17 protein-coding genes are annotated in these 22,037 nt (G+C 47.0%); 1 reads left to right on the top strand and 16 read right to left on the bottom strand.

The genetic code is table 11. From position 1 onward, the window contains the following. Positions 1-80: 80 nt before the first annotated feature. The 16 genes from MH117_RS19605 to MH117_RS19530 form a co-directional block, all read right to left on the bottom strand. Positions 81-2,129 carry a peptidoglycan D,D-transpeptidase FtsI family protein gene (locus MH117_RS19605; RefSeq protein ID WP_239331908.1) on the bottom strand — a complete coding sequence of 683 codons (2,049 nt, stop codon included), beginning with the start codon at positions 2,127-2,129 and terminating at the stop codon, positions 81-83. A gap of 316 nt (positions 2,130-2,445) precedes the next feature. Continuing rightward, entirely contained in the window at positions 2,446-3,252 is an 807-nt protein-coding gene (gene speD, locus MH117_RS19600; RefSeq protein WP_239331553.1) for an adenosylmethionine decarboxylase, read from the bottom strand. Positions 3,253-3,467: 215 nt separating this feature from the next. Next, entirely contained in the window at positions 3,468-4,682 is a 1,215-nt protein-coding gene (locus MH117_RS19595) for a VWA domain-containing protein (RefSeq protein WP_239331551.1), read from the bottom strand. Positions 4,683-4,684: 2 nt separating this feature from the next. Then, positions 4,685-7,141 carry a DUF5682 family protein gene (locus tag MH117_RS19590; protein WP_239331550.1) on the bottom strand — a complete coding sequence of 819 codons (2,457 nt, stop codon included), beginning with the start codon at positions 7,139-7,141 and terminating at the stop codon, positions 4,685-4,687. After that, positions 7,138-8,238, bottom strand: a complete 1,101-nt coding sequence (locus tag MH117_RS19585) for an AAA family ATPase (protein ID WP_239331548.1) — start codon at positions 8,236-8,238, stop codon at positions 7,138-7,140. Before MH117_RS19585 ends, MH117_RS19590 begins: the two co-directional genes overlap by 4 nt. 46 nt (positions 8,239-8,284) lie before the next feature. Continuing rightward, entirely contained in the window at positions 8,285-10,147 is a 1,863-nt protein-coding gene (locus MH117_RS19580; protein ID WP_239331546.1) for a HEAT repeat domain-containing protein, read from the bottom strand. Positions 10,148-10,160: 13 nt separating this feature from the next. Further along, positions 10,161-11,600, bottom strand: a complete 1,440-nt coding sequence (locus tag MH117_RS19575) for an SWIM zinc finger family protein (RefSeq protein ID WP_239331544.1) — start codon at positions 11,598-11,600, stop codon at positions 10,161-10,163. A 323-nt stretch (positions 11,601-11,923) separates the two neighbouring features. Further along, a complete protein-coding gene (locus MH117_RS19570; protein WP_239331542.1) occupies positions 11,924-12,799 on the bottom strand; it encodes a radical SAM/SPASM domain-containing protein in 876 nt (291 codons plus the stop codon). Positions 12,800-13,013: 214 nt separating this feature from the next. Beyond that, the gene (locus MH117_RS19565; RefSeq protein ID WP_239331540.1) at positions 13,014-13,769 is read right to left on the bottom strand and encodes a class I SAM-dependent methyltransferase; all 756 of its coding nucleotides are present in this window, start codon (positions 13,767-13,769) and stop codon (positions 13,014-13,016) included. Between the two features lie 292 nt (positions 13,770-14,061). After that, positions 14,062-14,493, bottom strand: coding sequence for an NUDIX domain-containing protein (locus MH117_RS19560; protein ID WP_239331538.1), 432 nt, complete (start codon positions 14,491-14,493; stop codon positions 14,062-14,064). Positions 14,494-14,639: 146 nt separating this feature from the next. Next, positions 14,640-15,239, bottom strand: coding sequence for a response regulator transcription factor (locus tag MH117_RS19555; protein WP_239331536.1), 600 nt, complete (start codon positions 15,237-15,239; stop codon positions 14,640-14,642). After that, on the bottom strand, positions 15,236-16,372 hold the full coding sequence (locus MH117_RS19550) for a sensor histidine kinase (RefSeq protein WP_239331534.1): 1,137 nt from the start codon (positions 16,370-16,372) through the stop codon (positions 15,236-15,238). Before MH117_RS19550 ends, MH117_RS19555 begins: the two co-directional genes overlap by 4 nt. Positions 16,373-16,455: 83 nt before the next feature. After that, positions 16,456-17,511 (bottom strand): Delta(5) desaturase DesA, encoded by a 1,056-nt coding sequence (desA, locus tag MH117_RS19545; protein WP_239331532.1) that lies wholly within the window; start codon positions 17,509-17,511, stop codon positions 16,456-16,458. 282 nt (positions 17,512-17,793) lie between these two features. Next, positions 17,794-18,234, bottom strand: coding sequence for an OsmC family protein (locus MH117_RS19540; protein ID WP_239331530.1), 441 nt, complete (start codon positions 18,232-18,234; stop codon positions 17,794-17,796). Between the two features lie 111 nt (positions 18,235-18,345). Further along, a complete protein-coding gene (locus tag MH117_RS19535) occupies positions 18,346-18,666 on the bottom strand; it encodes a hypothetical protein (protein WP_239331528.1) in 321 nt (106 codons plus the stop codon). Positions 18,667-18,793: 127 nt separating this feature from the next. After that, a complete protein-coding gene (locus MH117_RS19530) occupies positions 18,794-19,804 on the bottom strand; it encodes a matrixin family metalloprotease (RefSeq protein WP_239331526.1) in 1,011 nt (336 codons plus the stop codon). Positions 19,805-20,069: 265 nt separating this feature from the next. Here MH117_RS19530 and MH117_RS19525 point away from each other — a divergent pair, with 265 nt between their 5' ends. After that, on the top strand, positions 20,070-22,007 hold the full coding sequence (locus MH117_RS19525) for a S8 family serine peptidase (RefSeq protein ID WP_239331524.1): 1,938 nt from the start codon (positions 20,070-20,072) through the stop codon (positions 22,005-22,007). Positions 22,008-22,037: the final 30 nt, after the last annotated feature.

The raw sequence follows: 22,037 nt of genomic DNA, 5'->3' as shown, positions 1-22,037 counted from the left end.
CTCCTCATTACATTCCATTTCCAGTTGTTCATGATAGAACTTACGCGATTTTTCGTATTGCTTCAGGATACGTAGCTCACTTAACGCGTAGATGAAGTCGTTGATGACTGCTCATTTCCTTTCGCTTTCTCCTGCATCTTTTTGAGCTTCGGGATGCCATTCAGACCATATACCTCGTCGTAAGCATCAAATATTTGCCGTGCAATCGGCGCTGCTCCATACGAGCCATAGCCGCCTTCTGGAACTACCACCGCAACTGCCAGCTTGGGCTTCTCTGCCGGCGCATAGGCGATAAACACCGCATTCTCAAGTCGTCTTCCACCCACGTCCTGCTCCGATGTCCCAGTCTTGCGATAGTACTTATACGGAAAGCCGTCGAACCCCTGAGTGCCAACCTTAAGCATCGCACCCTCGATTACTCGCCAGTACCTCTCATCAAAGTGCGTCTCGTTCAGCACTTCCCGACCAAATGTCTTCACAACTCGGCCATTGCCATCGACAATCTTGCTGACGAACTGCGGCTTAATCCGCTTGCCGCGATTAGCCAGCGTAGCCGTATACTGTGCAAGCTGTAAAGCCGTATATTTCCCCTGCTGACCAAATGAAGCATATACTAATGCAGATTGAGCATTATTACGCTCCGCTTCAACCATATAATCCTTCATGCCTCCCGACTCTAGCGGCAGCCCGCTTCCTGTCTGTACCCCTAGGCCAAAGGCATCCATGTAGGAATCCCAAATTTGCAAGCCATTCTTACCATCTCGCTCCTTCATTCGATAGAGACGTTTGCCTACCATATCTACCATAAAGGCATTTGAAGATCGCTCTAGAGCCTGCGCAGGACTGATTCTTCCCCAAGCACGATTGCTGGCATTCCACACGTTTTTCTCATACCCGCTGCGCCCAAATTGGGCATAACCTTGATCTGGGTATGTATCATCTGGGTCGAACAGACCTTCCTGCATCCCAATAAGCATCGTTAACGGCTTCATGGTAGATCCTAAATATACTAGCGAGTTCGCCCTTCTCATCCGTTCCTTGTCATCTGCATAAGGCGGCTGCACTTCACGTATGGCCCCATTCCCTGTAGAAAACCTCGTTAATTCGTAGTTTTTAATGCTGATTTGTCCATTTTTCCATACTTTCGGATCGTAGTCAGGCATGCTCGCAATCGCGACCACATTACCTGTATCAACCTCCATTGCCACCGCATACCCCGTTCTCGCATGAGCTGCGTGTTCGAACTTATTCGAAGAAGTACGCAACCTTGTTAGGTGCTCCATGATCGACTGCTCCGCACGAAGCTGAATACTCTTATGTATGGTCAAATATAAATCACTGCCTCGTTCTGGCTTGTTTAGTTCCATCGCTCCAATAATTCGTCCCGCTACATTAACAGGGAAGGTCTTAACGCCATTGAGACCGCGGAGCACATCCTGATACATTAACTCTATGCCATCAAAACCAACATCTTCATAATCCAAATAACGTTTTTCCGTAGGCATGTCCTTGCGCTGCTGAAAAATTTTCTTATAATGAGCGGAGCTCTCGCGCACTCCTTTAAATTTCTTTAAGTAACCAATGGTTTGTACAGCAACCGTGTCGTTGTCATAATTGCGAACACTATCTTCAACGACCTCTATCCCCTTAAATTCTGGACGATGCTCCATCAAATAAGCGATCTCTTTTTGATTTAACCCTGTCTTAATAAGCCTTGGCACATATACAAAGTTCAAAGCTCCTTCCAAATCCATTTTACTAACAATAAGTTTCGCTGTTAGCTTCTCGTTCGAGCGATCCCCTAACTTGGCAAGTACATTAGCCAACTGGAGTGCCAACGCATGAGCTTCCTTGCGGTTAGCTGCCTGCAACTCTGTCAGCTTCGCTTTTTTCGGATCGCCATAATTTTTCTCCACATTAAAATAGAGAGATTGCGTTGAGGTCGAATACGCAAGTCTTGTGTTGGACGCATCCCAAATTGTGCCTCGCAGCGGAGGTATGGGAACTTCGCGGTAACCAAGCTGAGCTTCCTGTGCTTTCATGCTCGGGCCTTCAACGAACTGCAATATAGCCAGCCGTACAATTAATACGGTAAACAACATAAAAGTAACAAAGAAAAACGCATTCATCCGAATCGATAACTGGCGCTGTCTGAGAACTCCATTCTTCTTAGGATCGTCTTCCTGTACGAGCTTCAATACGTTCACATCCTCCTGTAATTTCAGGTTATAGGACAGAACTATGCCGATACATGATGATATATAACCATTACGATGATTATATCAAAATTACACAAAATGGTATATCATTCCATTGTAATTTAATGCTTTTCCATCGTCATCACATGCAAAAAGCTCCAGGCCAATGCCTGAAGCTTTTCTGCTGATTGAATATAGCTAATCATAGAACCGATACATCGATAATTCATCATTCATGCTGCGACGTTTAATAAATATTTTTCCCATAGAAGATCTCATCCATCTCCAGCTTTAGCCCATCTGTAATCTCCTGCTGTTCCTCCGTGCTTATCGTGTCCTTTGTATAACCAAATAAGTAATTGTTCAGGTCAAATGCCTTCAGCTTACACTTTGTGTGAAAAATATTTTCCTGATAGACATTCACATCAATCATGTCAAACATGTCTTTGATCTCTTCCGGAATATAATTCTGAATAGAATTAATCTCGTGATCGATAAACAGCTTGTGCCCATTAATATCACGCGTAAATCCACGAACGCGATAGTCGATCGTCATAATATCCGTATCAAAAGAATGAATCAAATAGTTCAACGCTTTTAAAGGCGAGATTTCCCCACATGTGGACACATCAATATCTGCACGGAATGTACTAATGCCCTCATCCGGATGATACTCTGGGTAGGTATGCACCGTAATATGACTTTTGTCCAACTGTAACACTACATTGCTGGGAAGCGGTCCAGGTGATTCTTCAAACGATTCGGTTGGCACTTCTACAACAGGTCCCTCTGATACCAGTAACGTAACACTTGCACCCTGTGGCACATAATCCTGCTTGGCCGTATTTAGAACGTGTGCCCCTATAATATCGGACACTGTGTTTAAGATGCTGGTTAGTCGATCCGCATTGTACTGCTCATCGATATACTCGATGTAAGCCTCTCGCTCTTCCTTAGTCTTCGTGTAGCAGATGTCGTACATATTAAAGCTTAACGACTTCGTTAAGTTGTTAAATTCGTGCAGTTGGATACGCTGGTCCCGTGTTAATTTCATGCTGGTCCTCCTCAAAGCAAATGTCACTATAGGTTTACCCATCGGAGGGAATAAAAAACATGAAAGCGTACTGAACCTAATCCTCTCCTTACATGCAGATTGACTTATCCCCTCGTATACTCCGGCATCACAACAAAAAAGGAGAGCAGGCTGCTCCCCTTTTATAATCCTATATATCAACGCAATCCTTCACAAGTTGGATGAATAACATCTGCTTACTCAGGTTTGGTTCCAACTCGCTTCGCTAACTCAAACAAATCCAGCCCTTTCAGTGCCCCCTCTACCAGTTCAGGCAGCAAGGATGGTGTACATGCAAAGCAAGGCGTTCCGTCACGCGACAGAAGCTTAGCAAGACGTTCATCGTAGAAAGGTTGTCCCCGATCAGATAAAGCCAGCAGGCACATCGTCCTCACCCCTGCTTCACGCAGTTCGCGCATCCGCCGGATCAACGCAGACTGATTCCCGCCCTCATATAGATCAGAGACGATAATAAAGAGCGTCTTCTTTGGCTCCTCGATAAATTGCTCACAATAAGCAACTGACTTATTGATGTCAGTTCCCCCGCCAAGCTGTACGCCAAACAACATATCAACAGGGTCATTAGCGCATTGTTCGGTCAAATCAACCACTTCAGTATCAAATACGACAACTCGTGTGTTCAGCGCAGGAATACTTGCGAAAATGGAACCGATGACAGAAGCCCAAATGACCGATTCCGCCATCGATCCGCTCTGATCGATATCGACAATTACCGTCCATTCGTTGCTGCGCCGGGCCCGATCGAAAAAGTAGAACTTCTCCGGAATGATCTGACGCCGTTCCGCATTGTAATGCTTTAGGTTCCGCTGGATCGTTCGTTTCCAATCGATGCCGCTAACTGAGGGCAGTGGTGTATGCTGCCTACGATTAAGAGCTCCTGTCACAGCTCTGCGGATATCATTTTCCAGCAGCTTCACAAGATCATCTACGAGCGCTTGGACAAGCGAACGTGCTGTATCCTTGGTCTTCTCCGGTATTTTTCCTTTAAGCGATAACAACGTGCCGACAAGCTGAATATCTGGCTTTACTTTCGCCAACACCTCGGGTTCGAACAGGAGCTGCTTCCAGCCTTTGCGCTCCATTGCATCATGCTGAATGATGGAGACGACGTCCTCTGGGAAAAAGGTACGCACATCGCCAAGCCACTTTGAAAGCCGAGGTGCTGAATTACCCGATCCTGCACCTCTGCCGCCTGATGCTGATGCGCTATTGCCGTTCGTTCCTTCGCCTGTCTCGTCATAGATCGCCGCCAGTGCTTGATCCATAATTATTTCTTCCTCAGTTAAACCCACTACTCTGTCCGCACTAAATCCAGCTAATTGCTGCTCTACGGCCTGTCCCAGAATAAGCCGCCAACGGGATACCACCCGAGAATCCACTGTTGTACTCATCGTTAAAAGTCCTCAAAGTCAAAATCGTTCAGCTCATCTATCATTTTAACTTCGTCCTCCTTCAGCTCACCTGTCAGCACTTCTGCTGCTGCTTCTGCGTGCACACCCCATAACTCGCCTAGCAGTTCTGCTATCATCGTCTTCTCGCGAGGTGAAAATGTACTAAATGCTCTGCGCAGGAAGACAAGCGCACGGACAAACTCGTTGTCATCAAGCGATTGAATATAGCTGCTTAACTGCTCCCATAAGCTCATCCGTGACAGAAGCGCATATCGGTTACGCTGTGACAATCCTTCGAACCAGCCTGCTCCCAAGTCTGCAGGCACACCCGGCGACAAGCGTCGTGCTACTTCAGTGGAGCATTGCTCGACGGTGATTGCATTGCGCTCCATCAATATGGCACAGGCGAATCCAGATAGCCTCGGATTTCTGTCATCCCGCTCTGCCAGGTGCTGCAGTTCCCGCAGCCATAAGGGATCGTCCACATGCTCATGGTGATCCAATGCTACACTGTTCATCTCATTCATTGCTGTGCACATCGCATTAGCAGCTTCGTCGTTACAGCCGCTGCAGTCCAGCAGGAACAGACATGCTCGTGTAAATAATTGTTCAAGCAGCGGGATTAGCGGTGACGTGTCTACTCTGCGGATGTCACCATAGCTGATGATGGTAGACAGATCTCGTGCCGCAGCAGCAATCTGCACCACATCCCGGCTATCAGCGGCGAGCTGCTGCAAAGTTTGGCGTGCTGCTTCCATCTGTGCCAACATACCGCATTCACATGCTGTTCGAATCAGATTTGAGGCTTCAGCAATCGTACCGCAGCCATCTAACTTCTGCTGCAGTACATGAGCAGCAGCAACCTCCACCGTCTCGCCAAGCAATGTTGATTCGACGACTTGAATCTCTACTTCTGGCGACCACTGCATTACCCAATGCTCTGCCCAAGTGGCCCGATCCTGTCCGCTTGGCTGCAGCTTCGCAAGCGTAATTCCAAGCAAATTCAACCGATGGAGCAGGAACGATCGGTTTAAGTCCAAAAACGCCGCTTCCTCTGTAGACACACGGCGGTTTTCACGCAGATCAAGAGCTACATCCGTTGCTACTGCCGTCTTATATTTATCAAGCTTCAAGCGCTTGAGCAGCCGGTTCAGATCATCCTGAATCGGTGTCTGACTCACGCCATCCGCCAATGAGCCAATAGACGTACCTACATCTACCCGCGCCAGCGTATCTGCCACGACGGATAATTCGCCTCTGCCCAGCAGCGTCTGCGCCGCATCCCGCAGATCGCGCAACGTCGGCGCACTGCCTCCATGCAGCGCCGCTAACGCCTCTGCAAGACGTACCGCTTCTATAACCTCAGCGGTAGAGCGATGCGTTCCAGTGTCCCGCATCCCTCTTGCGACCATTGATAAATAATACTCTGACAGTTCGTCCAGCGTATCCGTACTCATCCGATGCCACATCATTTCGTAATAGTTGGGCGCATTGTTTCCCGCTCCATAACCAGACATAGATGACAGCTTATAGTAAGAATATGGCATCAGCGTAAGCTTGGCGCTGCGCCGAGGCAAGGCTTTAAGCTCTGTATCCGTCATCGCATCCGTCAGATCAACTAGTGCTGATGCATGGTAGGCCCCGCATACCACTACGATCTTGTGAGGGGCGTGACCTGCCGCGATGGTGGCGTTTATCTGTCTTCTCATATAAGCTTCCCGCACAGCATTATAAGCATATTCTCTTCGCTCATAACGCCGCTCGCTCGCTTCTGACAGCTCCCTCATCTGAGCGGAAAAAGCTAGTATCGCTTCTTGATAAGCCCCGGCGTTCAGGTTGTGCTCGTAATTCCGTTCCCAATACATGTCGTAGTCGTGCTCTCCAGCCAATTCAGCGATTCGGCTATAGATAGAGTGCTCTCCGGATTTATCTGCCTCCGTCTTTGCGACGGCGTCTTCCGTCAAGGAACGTTTCTTGGCTAGTTGTGGCTCTTGATCTTCCGGCTTATCTTGTTGTTCTGACCCTTGTACTTGCTCTTGTGGCTTATCTTGTTCTCCTGCCCTTTGTGCTCCCTCTTGCTCGTCGACCTGCTCTTTGACTTCCTGCTGCAGCCGAAGCTCCTGCAAGCCAAGCGTAACATCAGCAGGCAAATCAATAAAAGCAGCCAAAGCGTCGTGTTCCTGCGCCCACTTCATCGCTTGATATTCAGGCGAGTAAGCGGCGAACGGCCACAATACCGTCCGAACTGGCAGATCATCTGTAAAGGCCAGTATCGCCACAGGAGGCTGAGTCGCAGCATGAGTGAGATGCCGCATCTCTGCTGTCGCATCAGCAGGGCCTTCGATCAGAACAGCCGTAGGCTTAACCTCTTGCAAGTAATCGAGCAGGTGCTTGGCTCCGCCAGGCGACAGATGCCGTACACCAAATATATGTACAGCTCCTTCCGCAGTCACGCTCACTCGTTCATCTCCTTGCACGCCGTATACAAGCCGCGCCATTCTGCGCCGCGCTTCTTCATCACGTTATCGAGATATTCCTTCCACACCAATTTGTCTTTTACGTCATCCTTAACGATTGCACCTTGAAGACCAGCAGCCAAATCCTCATCCGTCAACTCTCCACTGCCAAAGCTGGCAGCAAGCGCCATACTGTTTGTCAGTAGCGAAATAGCTTCCGCTGTTGAGATGACCCCTGCAGGCGTCTTCACTTTCTCCTTCTTATCGATCGTCATACCGCTGCGCAGCTCACGGAAAATGGTCACTACCTTGATAAGCGCCTCGTCCGCCGGCACCGCAGCTTGAAGATCATAAGAAGCAGCAATTTCACGAACACGCTTCTTAACAATCTCAACCTCAGTGTCCATATCCGAAGGTGTAGGCAGCACAATAATATTAAATCGGCGCTTTAAAGCCGCTGACATTTCATTAACGCCGCGGTCCCTCGTATTAGCTGTTGCAATTATCGAGAAGCCTTTGCGTGCACTTACTTCACGGCTTAGCTCAGGCACCGAGACTGTCTTTTCGGATAATATAGAAATCAGGGCGTCCTGAACTTCCGATGCGCAGCGGGAAATTTCCTCAAACCGCGCGATACCGCCGGCCTCCATGGCCCGCATGATCGGACTTTGCACAAGCGCTTCAGGAGTAGGTCCGTTAGCCAACAGCATGGCATAATTCCACGAATAACGTACGTGTTCCTCGCTCGTGCCAGCCGTCCCCTGCACAACAAGTCCAGAATTGCCGTAGATGGCAGCAGACAAGTTCTCAGACAGCCACGATTTGGCTGTGCCCGGCTCGCCAATCAGCAGCAATGCACGATCCGTCACCAGTGTCGCGATAGCCATCTCAACCAAACGTTTGTTTCCCATATATTTGGGCGTAATAACGGTTTTCCCCGCCTTACCACCGACAATAAACGTAAGCACGGACTGCGGCGACATCTGCCAACCCGCTGGCACCTTGCCTTTATCTGCTTTGCGCAGCGCCTCAAGCTCTTCCTTATACAATAGTTCCGCAGGCAGTCGCATCATTTCCTGATTCTCTTGTCGTGCAGCCATTTGCTCATCTCCCTTTACGTTCTCAATTCGCTATCGCCCGCAAACACTATACGGGCTTACCTGCATTAACCCCTGTGCCGTCCGCCTGCATCATTCGCAGTACATACTCCAGCTGGCTGCCTGCTGTATACCGATAGTTAGGCGCAACAGCAGCTAACCGCTCTTGATACGTTGCTGGAAGCTGACACAGCTGCTCCCATACGTTCCATTCAAATACGTAACCCATTTTATTCCGCTTATGCTCCAAAAGGGTCATTAACGCTTCATGACGAACATGCTCATCAACCTCAGCACGCTCGAGCCCAGCCAGTAACAGTCCTGCAGTGGAAGTACTGAAACCTGCGTGCTCCGTTAACTGCTGCAGCATAAATTGCTGACAAGCCTTGTGTCCAGGGGACGCAAACGCACATACCAACTCGGTTGCTCCTTGTTCCATAAGCCACTCAAGCCACCGGTTATCCCATTGCGCTGCCATCTGCTCCAAAGGTATTAACTCAGCCGCAAACAGCGTTGATTGCTCATGCTGTGCCCCCCACAACGTAGGGCTAAGTTTATATCCTCGCTCGATAACCAGTCCTTCTACAACACTGAACAACTGCTGCTTTCTTTTGTTGGTTTCTTTATTAGTAGCAATCTTCCATTTATTACGCATCGATTCAACGTATTGATCAAACAATTCAGCAGGAGACAACTGCTGGAATGCAGCGCGGAACGCATGTGGTACATAACGTGCATTGTTCTGCTCCAATTGTTGCAGCAGATGCAGCGCTTCCTCTGTGTTTTCTTGACTCAGGTAGCTCGCCGCATAATCAATAAGCTCCATCCATCCTAATGAAATAAAGAAAGCATATTGTTCTACTGTATATTTATAGCGTGCATACAATTCCTCGCTGCGCTTTTCGTCCAGTCCTGTGAGATAATGCTGAATTCTCGCCCACAATACCTCAATCTTCTTTTTGTCATCCTTAAGTTCCACTGCTCTATGTAGCTCCACACCAAGATCGTTGACCAGCTTCACCATCAGCTGACTTGAAGCACACTTGGCGGATGCTTCAGCAGCCAGCTCAATGTCCTTGCCGGAAAAAGCCTCATGCAGACGCGCTGCCGCTGTGTCCGTTCCCATCTCAGCCAAAGCAAAGTAAGCTGCTTCGCGGATCGACTTCTTTTTGTCTTTGGACCACTCCAGCAAAGACGACTCATAACGCTGATGCTTAGCTAATGCTCCGATCCCCGCTATGCGAACATCGTCTGACCCCGACTCGGCCGCTTGATAGATAAGATCAAGCACATCCTCGCCACCGACCTGACCAATAACTTTCAGCTTTCTCGCTTCCAACTTACCGCCTGTGGCATCGAAACTCTCTACTAAATGCGGTACAATCTGCTCGCCATAACCTGGCAGTACATGCTTCATCGTGTAGTCTACAATGTCCGTATACGGATCTTGCAACGCGTTGATCGCTAATCTCATCAATCGTAAGTCCTGAAACATGCCCTCTTCAAATGCATGTACAATAATCTCATGTCGTCCGCTTCCCGTCGTCGTTAACGCCCGCTCCACATCAGCCAGCTTGCGGTAAGGCAAAAAGGTCGTTAAGCTCGTCGGACGACTGTGCAGTTGGCCAAGCTCCCCACTCACCGCTGTGGAGCCCAGCGTACGAAGCACGGACTCCAGTAACAGCGTTACGTCCTGCAAGCATTCAGCAGGACTATGCTGGAGTGAATCCGTAGGCTCCACAAGAGCTGTGATGCCTTCGGCAAGGCGCTTGAAGACAGGCGCACGCTCTCCAAGCTGTTGAAATTGGGGCAGCATGCGTTTCAAGCGGAAGTCCCCTGCCGCTAGATCACTGCCTGCAATATACAGCCGACGTAATTCTTGATGAAGCTCTTGCAACAGCGCTGTGCTCATGTTCTTCAGCCTCCTAATATAATAGTCGGATCATATCCGCGCCTTTGATAATGGTTAACGGTTGTGCAACGAGTCTACCTGAACCCATATGATACTCGAACACAACCAGCATCGTTGCATCCGACAATTGTTCAGCTGGAATATAAGGTAGCAGCTCTACTGATCCTTGATTTGACGGAGTGATATCCTCCAGCGCCAGATGATGCCCTGCCTGATCGACAAGGGCATAGTGGCCTTGCTCATTCTGAAGAACCTCCGACACATGCAGAAGCATCACCGGATTCCGGTCACTTAACGGATTTTTAAGTTGGTTCTTCACCAACTTAATTGCTTCCGCAAAAGATCGCTGCCCAAGCTTCGATAGCGACTCTATCTCTTGCAGCTCCATACGTCGCGGAATCATGTCCTCCCAACGAACGCGGCGGTTCATTTCACCGGGATATGTATATAGAGCGGATACCTGTACAGCATCAAAGTAGCTGTCTTCTTCCTTCATATGCTTTAACGCCTTATAAGGGCGGTATTGGATTGTTCTATGAATGTCTCCACTTGATAGTTCCAGCCAATAACCCAAATCCACAAGCTCCTGTCTTGCCTGATCATCATAACTGAAATACGCAAGCTGTACGAGTTCAACCTGTTCCCTCATCAGCCCACACGCTTTCAGTTGGTCCAACTGCCACGCATGGCCAAGCCACTCCTCGATTGTCGACTCGTGATCCAGCGCGAGATCAGGATCAGCAAGCTTGGCCGTTAAGTGTGCTCGACCTTTCCTCACAAGCGCATGGATTAGTGTCAACTGTTCCATCGCGTACGTGTAAAGCTCATCTTGTTCACTTGCTTGCTTGAGCAGTAAAGATAATTGACGCAGCTCAATCTGAGCACCAGTCAAATAATAATTGCCCATTTGCTTGACATGCTCATCGATCGTCTTGAGCACTTTCTTGTCTATAGTCGCCAATCCTCCACGTATGAGCGAAAGCGCGAGCTTCTCCAACAGTTCCAGTCCATCCAATTGCGCTTGGATCTTCTTCTTTAATGCTGATTTATTTACTTTTTTGGGCTTCGTCTCAATGCCTTCAGCCGCTTGCTTTGTCTTCTGCTCTTCACGTTTCTCCGCCTTCTCCCGCTTCGAAAGGATGTCTTCTGGAACTTCGGCTTCCAAGAATTCCGCTCCCCCAGCATAGGCGTATAACAGCCCAAGTGCATGTTTGCAAGGCAGTTGTCTGCTCGGACAGGAGCAGCGCAGCACTGGCTTTTCTGGATGAATAAAATCTGCCGAGCACTGATAATTGGATTTACCGCTACCTGAACATTCACCAAACAGCAAAGTCGCGTCCTGCGAGCGATTAAATCTCACGAAGCTGCGTTTCTTCACGAGTCCCTGCGCATTCTTGATGGCAGAGCTGTTGGGTGCCAACGAATCAATATAGGATTCTGTAATCTCGATCAACATTTATCGCTCCTATCTGTCATTCCCCGTATAAGTGTCCTGCACTATTAAAATGATACCTAAACGACTATCCACAACATACCAACTAAAGTCCTATTTAACAGTTATCGATATACACCTGACATGATATGTTCATATTCCATTTGCTATCTATCCCGCATCGCCGAGCTCTCAACATAGAGGAAACCCGCAGGACATAACAAAAAACAGCCCCATCATCATTCGATTTGAGCTGTTTTTAATAGTTATATCATTGGCATGGTACAATCCATGATCGGTTAATAACTGTAAATTGTAGACAATGTTAGGCAGCGAACCGCAGCTTATGTTCCAAATCTCTTTCTATAACCGCACTTTCGGCATAATTCCTCGACAGCCTCACGCCGGGAGAAACCATAAAACAAATTGTTCGCCCGCTCGCTCTCTACGATCTCGGAGAATGGATCATCGTGCACGTTGCCTAAATTAATAACACCTTCTCCATCCAGACAACACGGCACAACGGTTCCGTCCACGAGAATCGCCGCCTGACTGCGAAGCGCATGACAGAAACCTTTGCCATCATCCTCAGGGGCACTCAGGCTAGGCCATTCAAACTCATGGTCCTGATTCAAATAGACGTTGTCAGCAATCTTCAAGCCGCTGCCGCGTATCACTTTTTCCTCTATTTTATAATCAAGGTTAAACTCTTGCTCCAGAATTTCCAGCGTCTCGCGATTGCGATTCTTCACTTGATTGGTCACGTTATCTTGATCTAGATTCCAAAGTCTAAACGAAAAGATAACGTTATACTGCTTTGCTTCCCGTACAAATGAAAGGATTTCCTTCAAATACCCGTCGCGATCCTCTGAACCAATATGCCCATCAAAGCTGTGAAGCGAGAAATTCATCTGCCGCAGGGCAGGCTTGCCCAGCAGCTTTTGTCTATTTTTCCGGATCAAAGTACCGTTGGTTGTAATGTTAACTTTAAAGCCCTTTTCATGGCTCGCATCCAGCAGTTCATCCATTTTGGGATGAAGCAAAGGCTCACCCTTGACATGCAAATAGATATAGTCTGTATGTGGCTTTATTTGATCCAATATGTGATTAAAAGTATCCAGCTTAATAAAATTAGCCTTCCTTTCCGTTGGCGGACAGAAAGTGCAGGCCAGGTTACATACGCTTGTAATCTCGATGTATACTTTTTTAAACGTCTTCAATACCTGTTCCCCATTCCATGTTGATCATGTATGTTCTATATATTTATATTTTACAATAAAGTTGGTCGTCAGCCTTATGGCCTTTAATTAACTTAGCAGTTTTGTTGGGAATACGCTACATGAAAATAATAGCCTTCATACAAGCATAAACCACATTAAAAGAGGTGCCTGCATCGCAAGCACCCTTTCCTTAATACTATTCAGCTCACCAACGTTAGCCTCTTCGCCTCGCAGCAATCATGAAACGCTCAGCATTGGTTATAATCCCTTGGGCCGTCATATGATCCGCTACAAATTGTTCAAACACCTCCATATCACCCTTCACTTCACCGAAGTTAGGAATGATTGGTGTATGCGTTAACAGAAATAAGAGATCCTCCGGGGTCTCATAATATTCCGTTGCATAATATTGATCAAATTGAATATCCCGGAAGCCAGCAGCACTTAATTCGGCGATATACCCCCTCATTAAAGTTTCTGGCATAGACTCATACGCTTGTCCTCTGCCAAACGCCGCTTTGAGATTGATCTTGTCCCGCTCCCCTACTTGTTGCGTCATAAATAGGCCATCCGGTGCTAATACTCGGGCTACTTCTTCTGCGTAAAATCCCGAATGACGGCAGGACACTACGTTATAGAATTCGTTTGGAAACAGCAATTTTTCTGCATCCATCTGCATAAAACGTACATTTGGGATACCCGCTCGGTTTAAGTTTTGAACCGCTGTCTTGATCATGCCTGATGAATGATCAATCCCAACGATCAGTTGAGCGGAGTCGGCTATAGCCAATACAGCTTCTCCGCCGCCCGTTCCAATATCAAGCAAGAAGTCTGATGGTATGCATGCACGAACAACTTCTTGATAGAAATCCCATCCAATACCTTCCGAGGTTAACTTCATCTGAGAGAAGTCCCATCCATTTATGCGGCCTACTTTATCGTAATAAGCAACAGAATCAAAAGCTTTCATCTATAAACACCCTTTCCATAATTAAAACGTGATAATTGCGAAACCGTCCAACCTGTCGTTCATCAGCATAGTTCGTAAGATCAAAAGGGCAGACTACCCCCTTGATGGCTGGCACGCGTATTTTTCCAGCCCGAAAACTAGCTACCTCGAACGATACGGTAAGACATCCGCTTCACCCCAAATGGAAAGATTACGTTTATTATAAACCGCTCGAATTCGAACATTCAAGTTAGCGACAGCGATGCTCGTTCGTTTTAGAGCATAGGTATTCTTCCTGTAGCTGAATGATTCCTTACTTTTCGAGGCCGGCTCGCTCCCGCAGCTTTTCTATTGCAGGTACGGTGAAACATGCCAAATTGTCAGGAAGCTGATCAATCGGAAACCAACGTACTGCGCCGATCGCTCCGTCTTCTTCCATATTACAAGCCTCACCGCTTCGAACAATGGTATCATAAATAACGGATACCCAATGTTCCCCATCCTCGGCTCGTATCGTTTCCGCTGTAGTTAATAGGCCCTTCACTTCGATATCCAGGTTTACCTCCTCTTTCACCTCTCGTATAACACAGCTCTCCAAATACTCATACAGATCCACCTTTCCCCCCGGGATACTCCATGTTCCTTTCTCGGGACTCCGGTTTCGCAGCACGAGCAAAATTTCGTTGTTCTCATTTTGAATAACCGCACCTACCCCTAATCGAGGTATATGTATAGTAGATGTCATCCTGTTCTCCTTATTCCTTTCACCAATTCGCTCATCAGTAATAAAATAAGCCTCGTTGTATAACAAAAAGAGGAGCGTCAGCTCCCCGTTATTACTTATCAAGATCATATTACCATATATAAGCCACATCTTCTTCTGATCTCTATTTACTTGAACCAGCCCTTCTCTTTAAAACGGGTAATGGCTTCAATTCGATTTCCTACATTAAGCTTGTCGAGAATAACTGAGATATAATTCCGCACGGTTCCTGTCGTAAGATACAATTGATCCGCAATTTGTTTGGTGTTCTTCCCATCGGCAATCAGACTCAGTACTTCCTTCTCGCGCTCGGTTAATGGATTCTCTTCTCCATAAGCCTCGTCTACCAGTTCTGAAGCATAAATACGTCTACCTGCCATAATGCTTCTGATGGAATCCGCCAGTTCCTCACTTGGGCTGTCTTTTAACAAATAACCATTGGCTCCCGCTTTGAGTGCCCGTTCAAAATAACCAGGCCGTGCAAAAGTTGTTAATATCATCACCTTGCAGCCAAATCCTTTTAATTCCTCGGCTGCATCAAGCCCGCTCTTTCCAGGCATCTCAATATCCATGACACAGATGTCGGGCTTGTGGAGATGCACAAGCTTTACAGCTTCCTCACCGTTGCTTGCCCTGCCGACAACACTCATATCGTCCTCCAGATCAAGCAAGGAAGCGAGCGCTCCAAGCAGCATTCTCTGGTCCTCCGCAATTACGATTCGGATCATGAGCTTCCCTCCTCTTCTGGCTGCTTAAATACGTTTGGTACTTTAATGATGACCGTTGTACCTCTATCTGAATAGATTTCCATACATCCATTTACAAACTCAAGCCGCTCCTTCATACCCCGCAGCCCGTTACCTCTCGTATAAGGAGACTCGCTTGCAATGCCGATGCCATTATCCTGCACCTTGACGCACAGCTCAGTCCTTGACGGTTGGATCATAATCGAGCATGTCGAAGCGCTACTATGCTTCACGATATTGGTTACAGCCTCCTTGAGACACATACTGAGTACATTCTCATTTAACAAAGAGGTATTGCTTAGCTTCTCGTCGCCCTCCATCGTAAACTCAATCTCTGCCGCCTTTAAGATTTGCTTGATGCGGAACATCTCATCTTCTAGCCGTGTGCCCCGCATCTGAGTCACCATCTCCCGCACTTCTTTAAGGGCGCTTCTGGCTGTTTGACGGACATCGTTAATTTCCACTTGGGCCTGAGCTGGATTCTTGCTTATTAATTTCCCAGCCAAATCACTCTTTAAGCCGATCAAAGAAAGCTTCTGACCCAGAGTATCATGCAGATCACGGGCAATTCGTTGACGTTCCTCCAGCTTGACGAGCTCAGAGATCCGCTTATTTGCATCCTCCAGTTGACCTTGGAGTTTGTCCCGCTTGTTACGGTTATAAGTTGTCACAGGAAGTAGAATGACTCCAATCAGACTGACGAGGACAAAAGGCAACTGCGTAATGAGCAGCGAGTTCTTGGTCACAAATCCAACATTAATGGTCACAACCGTCGTAACTAAATGGATAGAATATAGTGTTACAAATCCGATCCAATGCTGAATGTTGCCAATAAAAAACGCCAAAAACAGGGAGAAATAAACGTATCCGAACTGCATCGTCATCGTAACGGAGATGATGATCTGTAAGGAGGTCCAAAAGTAAACAAGCCAACCTTTTGAAACAAAAGAAAGCATGTAGCAGATAAAAAAAGCAACAATCATCACAATCCCGATAACGACCTCATAGGTGGAAGAAGCCCGAAATATAAAATAAAAAGGAAGGATGTAAAAGACGACCCATACGTACGGACTAAGTCCCGTATTACGGTGAAATATTTGATACCATTTCTGCATGCTCGTCTTCCTCCTTCCTTACTCTAAGCTGAATACGTATTTAATTGTATAGTAGCACAAAACGGCTATTTTCTGATCATTCGTTATTCGCCCTGCACCTTCGGTCTGCGATTGCTCACTTTATCCGATAAGCGACCAAGCCTGTGCTGGAGCTGCTTTAAATCCTTAAAGCTGACAAACGTCTTGTTCTCCTCATCCCACAACCGGAAGCGTAAAGACTTCAAGCTGGTGCGCAGCGTGATCGTTGTCGCCTTCTGAAGGGGCGGTGTCGCATTATGCGCCTTCTCCAAATTATAGTTAGGCACCTTCGGACTTAAATGGTGAACATGGTGAAACCCGATATTGCCAGTTATCCATTGCAGCAGCTTTGGCAGTTTGTAATAAGAACTGCCTTCTACAGCCGCCTGTACGTAACTCCATTCTTCTTCATGCTCAAAGTAGGAATCCTCAAACTGATGCTGCACGTAGAACAGCCAAATACCAAGTACACCCGACAAGAAAAAGATCGGGCCCTGTACAAGCACAAATGCCTGCCAACCGATTGCCCAAACCAAAATCGTATATAAAGCCACAATAGATACATTCGTTACATAAGTATTGATCCGTTCTTTTCTTCTTGCTCCTTTGTGATTAAAGCGATAAGAGATCAAAAAGATAAAGATCGGGCCCAAACCCAGCATGACAATCGGATTCCGATAGATACGGTATGCGATACGCGTAAATAAAGGCGCTGCCTTATATTCATCAATGGTCAGCACCCACATATCCCCGGTACCCCGTTTGTCCAGATTACTGCTCGTCGCATGATGGATCGAGTGGCTATTTTTCCATTGCTGATAAGGCACAAGCGTCAATACGCCTGTAATCGTGCCTAATATATCGTTAGCCATACGGCTCTTGAAGAAAGACTGGTGACAACAGTCATGGAATATGATAAATGTACGTATGACAAATCCAGAAGCAAGCACTGCAATTGGGACTGTGAGCCAATAAGATACGGAAAGGCTTAAATATGCAGCGTACCAAAGCAGAACCAGAGGTACTAAAGTGTTTATGATCTGCTTAATACTCGACTTCGTATCGATTTGCTCGTAGGGTGCGACATTTTTCTTTAAGTTAGCCAGCTTGGATTGATTCATTTTATCTTTTTCCTCCTACTATAGGGCGCATAGAACGTCTCCGCCGTTCGCACGGCTGTAGATTCCTATTTTCAGTATAGGAAATTCATCTGGTTTGTAGTAGTCATAAACGTCAAGTACGAGGCATGACAAATGTCATATAGGAAAACTTCATACAAACCGGATAATGGCACAACATAAGCTGATTCGTATCTCATAATAGCCCACTAAATAGGAAAAGCCCCCATAAGGGGGCTTGCTTATTATTTATAAATGCGAACAGTCTCATGCGGACACATGCCGTTATTCTAATACAATTCGATTCAGCATCAGATTAACTGGATTGCTGATGGAATCTCCTACCGGACAAGTTCGCTCAATAAACTGAACGAATTCCTCTACCTGCTCAAGCGTAGCATTTGACTTCACGTGAATATTGTACCTGATATCCGAGTACCCTCGCCGAACGTCTGATTTGTTCATAAAACCGTCCGTATCCAGGTCCCCTTCCACTTCTACTCGGAATTCCTCCAGTTCAATGTTGAACTTAGGGGCATATACGCGGGCAACAATGGATTGACAGGCTCCCAGCGCACATAATAGTAACTCTACCGGATTCATAGCTGTATCTGTACCGCCTAAGTATTTAGGCTCGTCTAACGTAATTTCGAAATTTCTGGATTGCGCCTTCACGACCATGCCTTCCTGCAGACTTGCAGTTGCTCTAAATGTTTGAACGGGCATATCGCACCTCACTCCCATCTATTTCCTGCAATTATACCACGCTTCAACAATAAAAATAGTCATATTTGTAAATTCACATAAACGTTAACGACAAATACCGCACTGATAATACTAAGGTGCAGCAACCGCTTGAATGTATATCCCTTCCCATGCCTTAATCGCAATCGCCTTACTGCTGGACTCTCCTTTGATTGCATAAAGCTTGGTACCTTCTCGATAGTAGTTGGAATAAGGTTCGGTCAACGTCTCGGTCTCATCCAGAGAGTAACCTGCGATTTCTCCTAGTTCTTCGTCTACTTCCGATAAGGTGACGTCGGTTATTCGGTACGTTTGATGATTCCATCTCACCGAGGGGTAAGGAAAAGAAGCAGCGGATTGCAAACGTGGCTCTAGTGTTGCAGGATCCGCCTTCTTTGCTGTCTCGTTATTCATACAGGCACTGAGAAGGAGAATGGCTAGGATCATAACTAATTTCCTCACGATACATCACCTCAGTATCTTAACGCTCCTTGGTATCCAATTGTTTCAGCTGCGCCGCTATAATTTTACAAATACACGTTTAAAAGTGAAGCTGATTTTGACTAGATATATTGTTAAACTGACCATTTTGAAGAATAAACACACCATCGTCTTCATTAAGAGGCTTATACGTACCATCATTTGATTTGCGCAGGAACAAAACCACTTCCTGATTGGCTTGCAAATAAGTTGTATGCTCAGCATATACATTCAACCTGCCATCACTTCCACCCATCTGGGCAATCCGGATCTGTGCACCTGCTTGAGACCGGTCTCCCTTCATCACTTGCTTAACTTTAACTTTAGCTTGCGTAACATAAGTATGATACTCCCCTTCTTCATACTTGCTGCCCGCCTCGGCAACCACTCTACCTTGGACGACTAGATCAGCCGCCTTGGCTAACTGCTGCTCGTTTTTATAGTGAACAGCCCAAGACGGATGCAGATATACACCGCTCGCCTTTTGGTTTGAGCTTGTGCCCTCTTGTATTACCCCGTTCATTAATGGATACAAGTTGTTAACAACCGCAAGATCAGAAGCAGAAGGAGATAGCGCACGTGCTCTTGTACCGTCACTGTTAAACGTATAGGGATGCATGATGGAACTGGTTTCTACAATAGAAGTATGATTCAAACCGAGGGAGTGGCCAATCTCATGACCCGTGACAGCTGCTTTAATAGCTGATGTGTATTTGGCAGTAGAGGTATAATACGTATTCATTCTTAGTTGCGCATTCGAGATCATTCCATTCGTGACCGTATAATCGGCAATACCGTCCCAATCTACTCTGGAGTCGTTAACATCGTAGGCATAATATTTTGTCGCTGCACCTACAACCGTTGTCAGGCTAAAATGTGAAGCATTTCTCCATTTGGCAGCCCCTTCGTTCCAGGCAGCAGCATCTTTTGAACTCAACGAGACGTTCATCGTATGGATTCTGCTTGGCCATTTCGCGAAAGAAGTAACTGTCGCATATACAGGAGCAGTGCTGATCATGATAGCAAAAGCCCCTAACGCCAATACGCTAAGTAAAGACTTTTTTGACTTCATCGAAACCCTCCTAAATAATATGATAGACAAAATCGTATTGATCTTGCCTTCTCTATCATATATAAAATACCATTATTTTACTATAATAAATAATTTAGAAGGATTGTGCTATCATGAGGATGCTTTGCGTGCTTTTTTCCCCAAGGTGAAAACGCTAGCTATCATCCGCTGAGCCCTTTGTATACGAATACATAGGGCTTGACCAGAAGCGCACGTCCATATATAGTAGCTTTCGACAGCTACTATACGAAAGAGGAGAGAATATATGAAACGTAATCGTATCATCCCCCTCATCATGGCCACCGTATTATTTATGTCCCTATCATCGTTCCATGGCGGCCTTGCTAACGCAGTAGAAGCAGATCCTCCGTCGGCTCCCTTGTCTCCTACATTCAAGTATCCCGAAGAGATTGTCGTCAAGTTTAAGCCGCATGTCGATATACCGTATCAAAATCAAATTGATGCCGAAGTTAAGGCACTTCAAGATCCTTCACTTCATGCCGCACTTACACAAGTCCCACAATTAAACTTCAGTCGTTTATTTTCCATACTAGATAACAACTCACAGTCCCTCTTTTCAGCACCAGGAAATCTATCCGTTTTCGAACAATACTATACCGTGTCTATTCCAGACGGTGCTAACATGGACATTCTTCTAAAGCAGTTCAAGGATTCGCCGCTTGTCGAGGAAGCTTACATCAAGCCGCAGCCAGTAATGGCCCCATCTATCCCACTCACACCTAACTCTACACCCGTACAACCTGACGATGATCCTAACTATCCGCTTCAAGGTTATGCCTCTCCCGCTCCATCAGGTATTCATGCGCCTTATGCATGGCAGTTCGAGGGGGGCGATGGCAAAGGCATCAAGTGGGTTGATGTCGAACAAGGCTGGGCCTTTAACCATGAGGACCTGGTCAATCACGCCATTCCCTTGCTGCCTGGCAGCTTAAATGCCTTGTACTTCGGACACGGTACAGCCGTACTCGGACAAGTGGCTGCGGTAGATAATACGATCGGCAATATTGGCCTGGCAAGTAAAGCGCAGCCATTTGCCTCTTCCCAGCACCGCACAAATTATACATACAATACCGCGGAAGCAATCATCGTTGCAGCCAATACGTTATCAGCAGGCGATGTCATCTTGCTTGAGGCACAGACTAGTTATCCTACTGCCTCAGGGTATATCCCGATCGAAGTATATCCTGCGGAATTCGACGCCATTCAATATGCGGTCAATCGCGGTATCACCGTTGTTGAAGCAGCCGGTAACGGCAACGTAGACCTGGATCGGTTCCAAACGGTCGATGGTAAGTACATCCTGAATCCGAATCACCCGGACTTCCGCGATTCAGGTGCGATAATCGTTGGAGCAGCCAGCGCCAGTCTGCCCCATAAACGCATGGGCTTCAGTACGCACGGCAATCGTATCGATGCGTATGCATGGGGATCATGGGATGTGCACACACTCGATGCCGTTGACGCGAACTCTACCACGGGTTACATGAAGGACTTTGCCGGCACATCAGCAGCGTCTCCGATCGTGACAGCATCGGCCATCTCCATGCAAGGGATCGCCAAGGCAACATTTGGCACCCCATACTCACCGGCTGAGCTGCGCAGACTGATAAAGAGTGCTGCGTACAATACACCGACAGCTGACCCGGCTCGCGACAAGATCGGATTCATGCCTAATCTCAGGGAAATGATTAAGAATCTGAAAGCACCCGGCAGCGTGCCGCATGATATCATTGCTCCGCTCGCACCAACAGGATTAGTGGCTGCAGCTACCGCACAGGACAATGTAACCCTCACATGGGATGCGACCACGGATGATGTGACTTTAGTTGGCTATGATATATTTGTGAATGGGAACCTGCTTCCAAGCGCATGGACATCCAGTACTTCCGCAACCCTTCATTCTCTTAACCCAGGCACAACCTACACGATTACTGTCAAAGCAAGAGACGGCAGCAACAACCTGTCCGAGGCAAGCGCTCCGCTCAGCGTAACTACCGTCAAGAGCAGCATTTGCTCGAATAACGAATGGAATGCTTCCACCGCCTACTTGAATGGGCATCAGGCATCTTATAATGGTGTCCTTTATCAGGCCAAATGGTGGTCTCAAAATCAACGGCCAGATCAGAACAGCGGCCCATACGCGGTGTGGAGCATTGTTCAGTCCTGTTCTGCAGCGAACTAGACGCCTTATTCAGAACAGACCGTAAATGCC

The organism is Paenibacillus sp. ACRRX, assembly GCF_022346885.1.
In the GTDB taxonomy this organism is placed as follows: domain Bacteria; phylum Bacillota; class Bacilli; order Paenibacillales; family Paenibacillaceae; genus Paenibacillus_B.
The sequence above is the reverse complement of the archived record's forward strand: the minus strand, read 5'-3'. Positions and strand labels throughout refer to the sequence as shown.

What these genes read in the sequence shown, in the direction of transcription:
- MH117_RS19605 (WP_239331908.1), bottom strand. Translation starts at nt 2,129, where the DNA reads ATGAATGCGTTTTTCTTTGTTACTTTTATGTTGTTTACCGTATTAATT.
- speD (WP_239331553.1), bottom strand. Translation starts at nt 3,252, where the DNA reads ATGAAATTAACACGGGACCAGCGTATCCAACTGCACGAATTTAACAAC.
- MH117_RS19595 (WP_239331551.1), bottom strand. Translation starts at nt 4,682, where the DNA reads ATGAGTACAACAGTGGATTCTCGGGTGGTATCCCGTTGGCGGCTTATT.
- MH117_RS19585 (WP_239331548.1), bottom strand. Translation starts at nt 8,238, where the DNA reads ATGGCTGCACGACAAGAGAATCAGGAAATGATGCGACTGCCTGCGGAA.
- MH117_RS19580 (WP_239331546.1), bottom strand. Translation starts at nt 10,147, where the DNA reads ATGAGCACAGCGCTGTTGCAAGAGCTTCATCAAGAATTACGTCGGCTG.
- MH117_RS19565 (WP_239331540.1), bottom strand. Translation starts at nt 13,769, where the DNA reads ATGAAAGCTTTTGATTCTGTTGCTTATTACGATAAAGTAGGCCGCATA.
- MH117_RS19560 (WP_239331538.1), bottom strand. Translation starts at nt 14,493, where the DNA reads ATGACATCTACTATACATATACCTCGATTAGGGGTAGGTGCGGTTATT.
- MH117_RS19555 (WP_239331536.1), bottom strand. Translation starts at nt 15,239, where the DNA reads ATGATCCGAATCGTAATTGCGGAGGACCAGAGAATGCTGCTTGGAGCG.
- MH117_RS19550 (WP_239331534.1), bottom strand. Translation starts at nt 16,372, where the DNA reads ATGCAGAAATGGTATCAAATATTTCACCGTAATACGGGACTTAGTCCG.
- desA (WP_239331532.1), bottom strand. Translation starts at nt 17,511, where the DNA reads ATGAATCAATCCAAGCTGGCTAACTTAAAGAAAAATGTCGCACCCTAC.
- MH117_RS19540 (WP_239331530.1), bottom strand. Translation starts at nt 18,234, where the DNA reads ATGCCCGTTCAAACATTTAGAGCAACTGCAAGTCTGCAGGAAGGCATG.
- MH117_RS19535 (WP_239331528.1), bottom strand. Translation starts at nt 18,666, where the DNA reads ATGAATAACGAGACAGCAAAGAAGGCGGATCCTGCAACACTAGAGCCA.
- MH117_RS19530 (WP_239331526.1), bottom strand. Translation starts at nt 19,804, where the DNA reads ATGAAGTCAAAAAAGTCTTTACTTAGCGTATTGGCGTTAGGGGCTTTT.
- MH117_RS19525 (WP_239331524.1), top strand. Translation starts at nt 20,070, where the DNA reads ATGAAACGTAATCGTATCATCCCCCTCATCATGGCCACCGTATTATTT.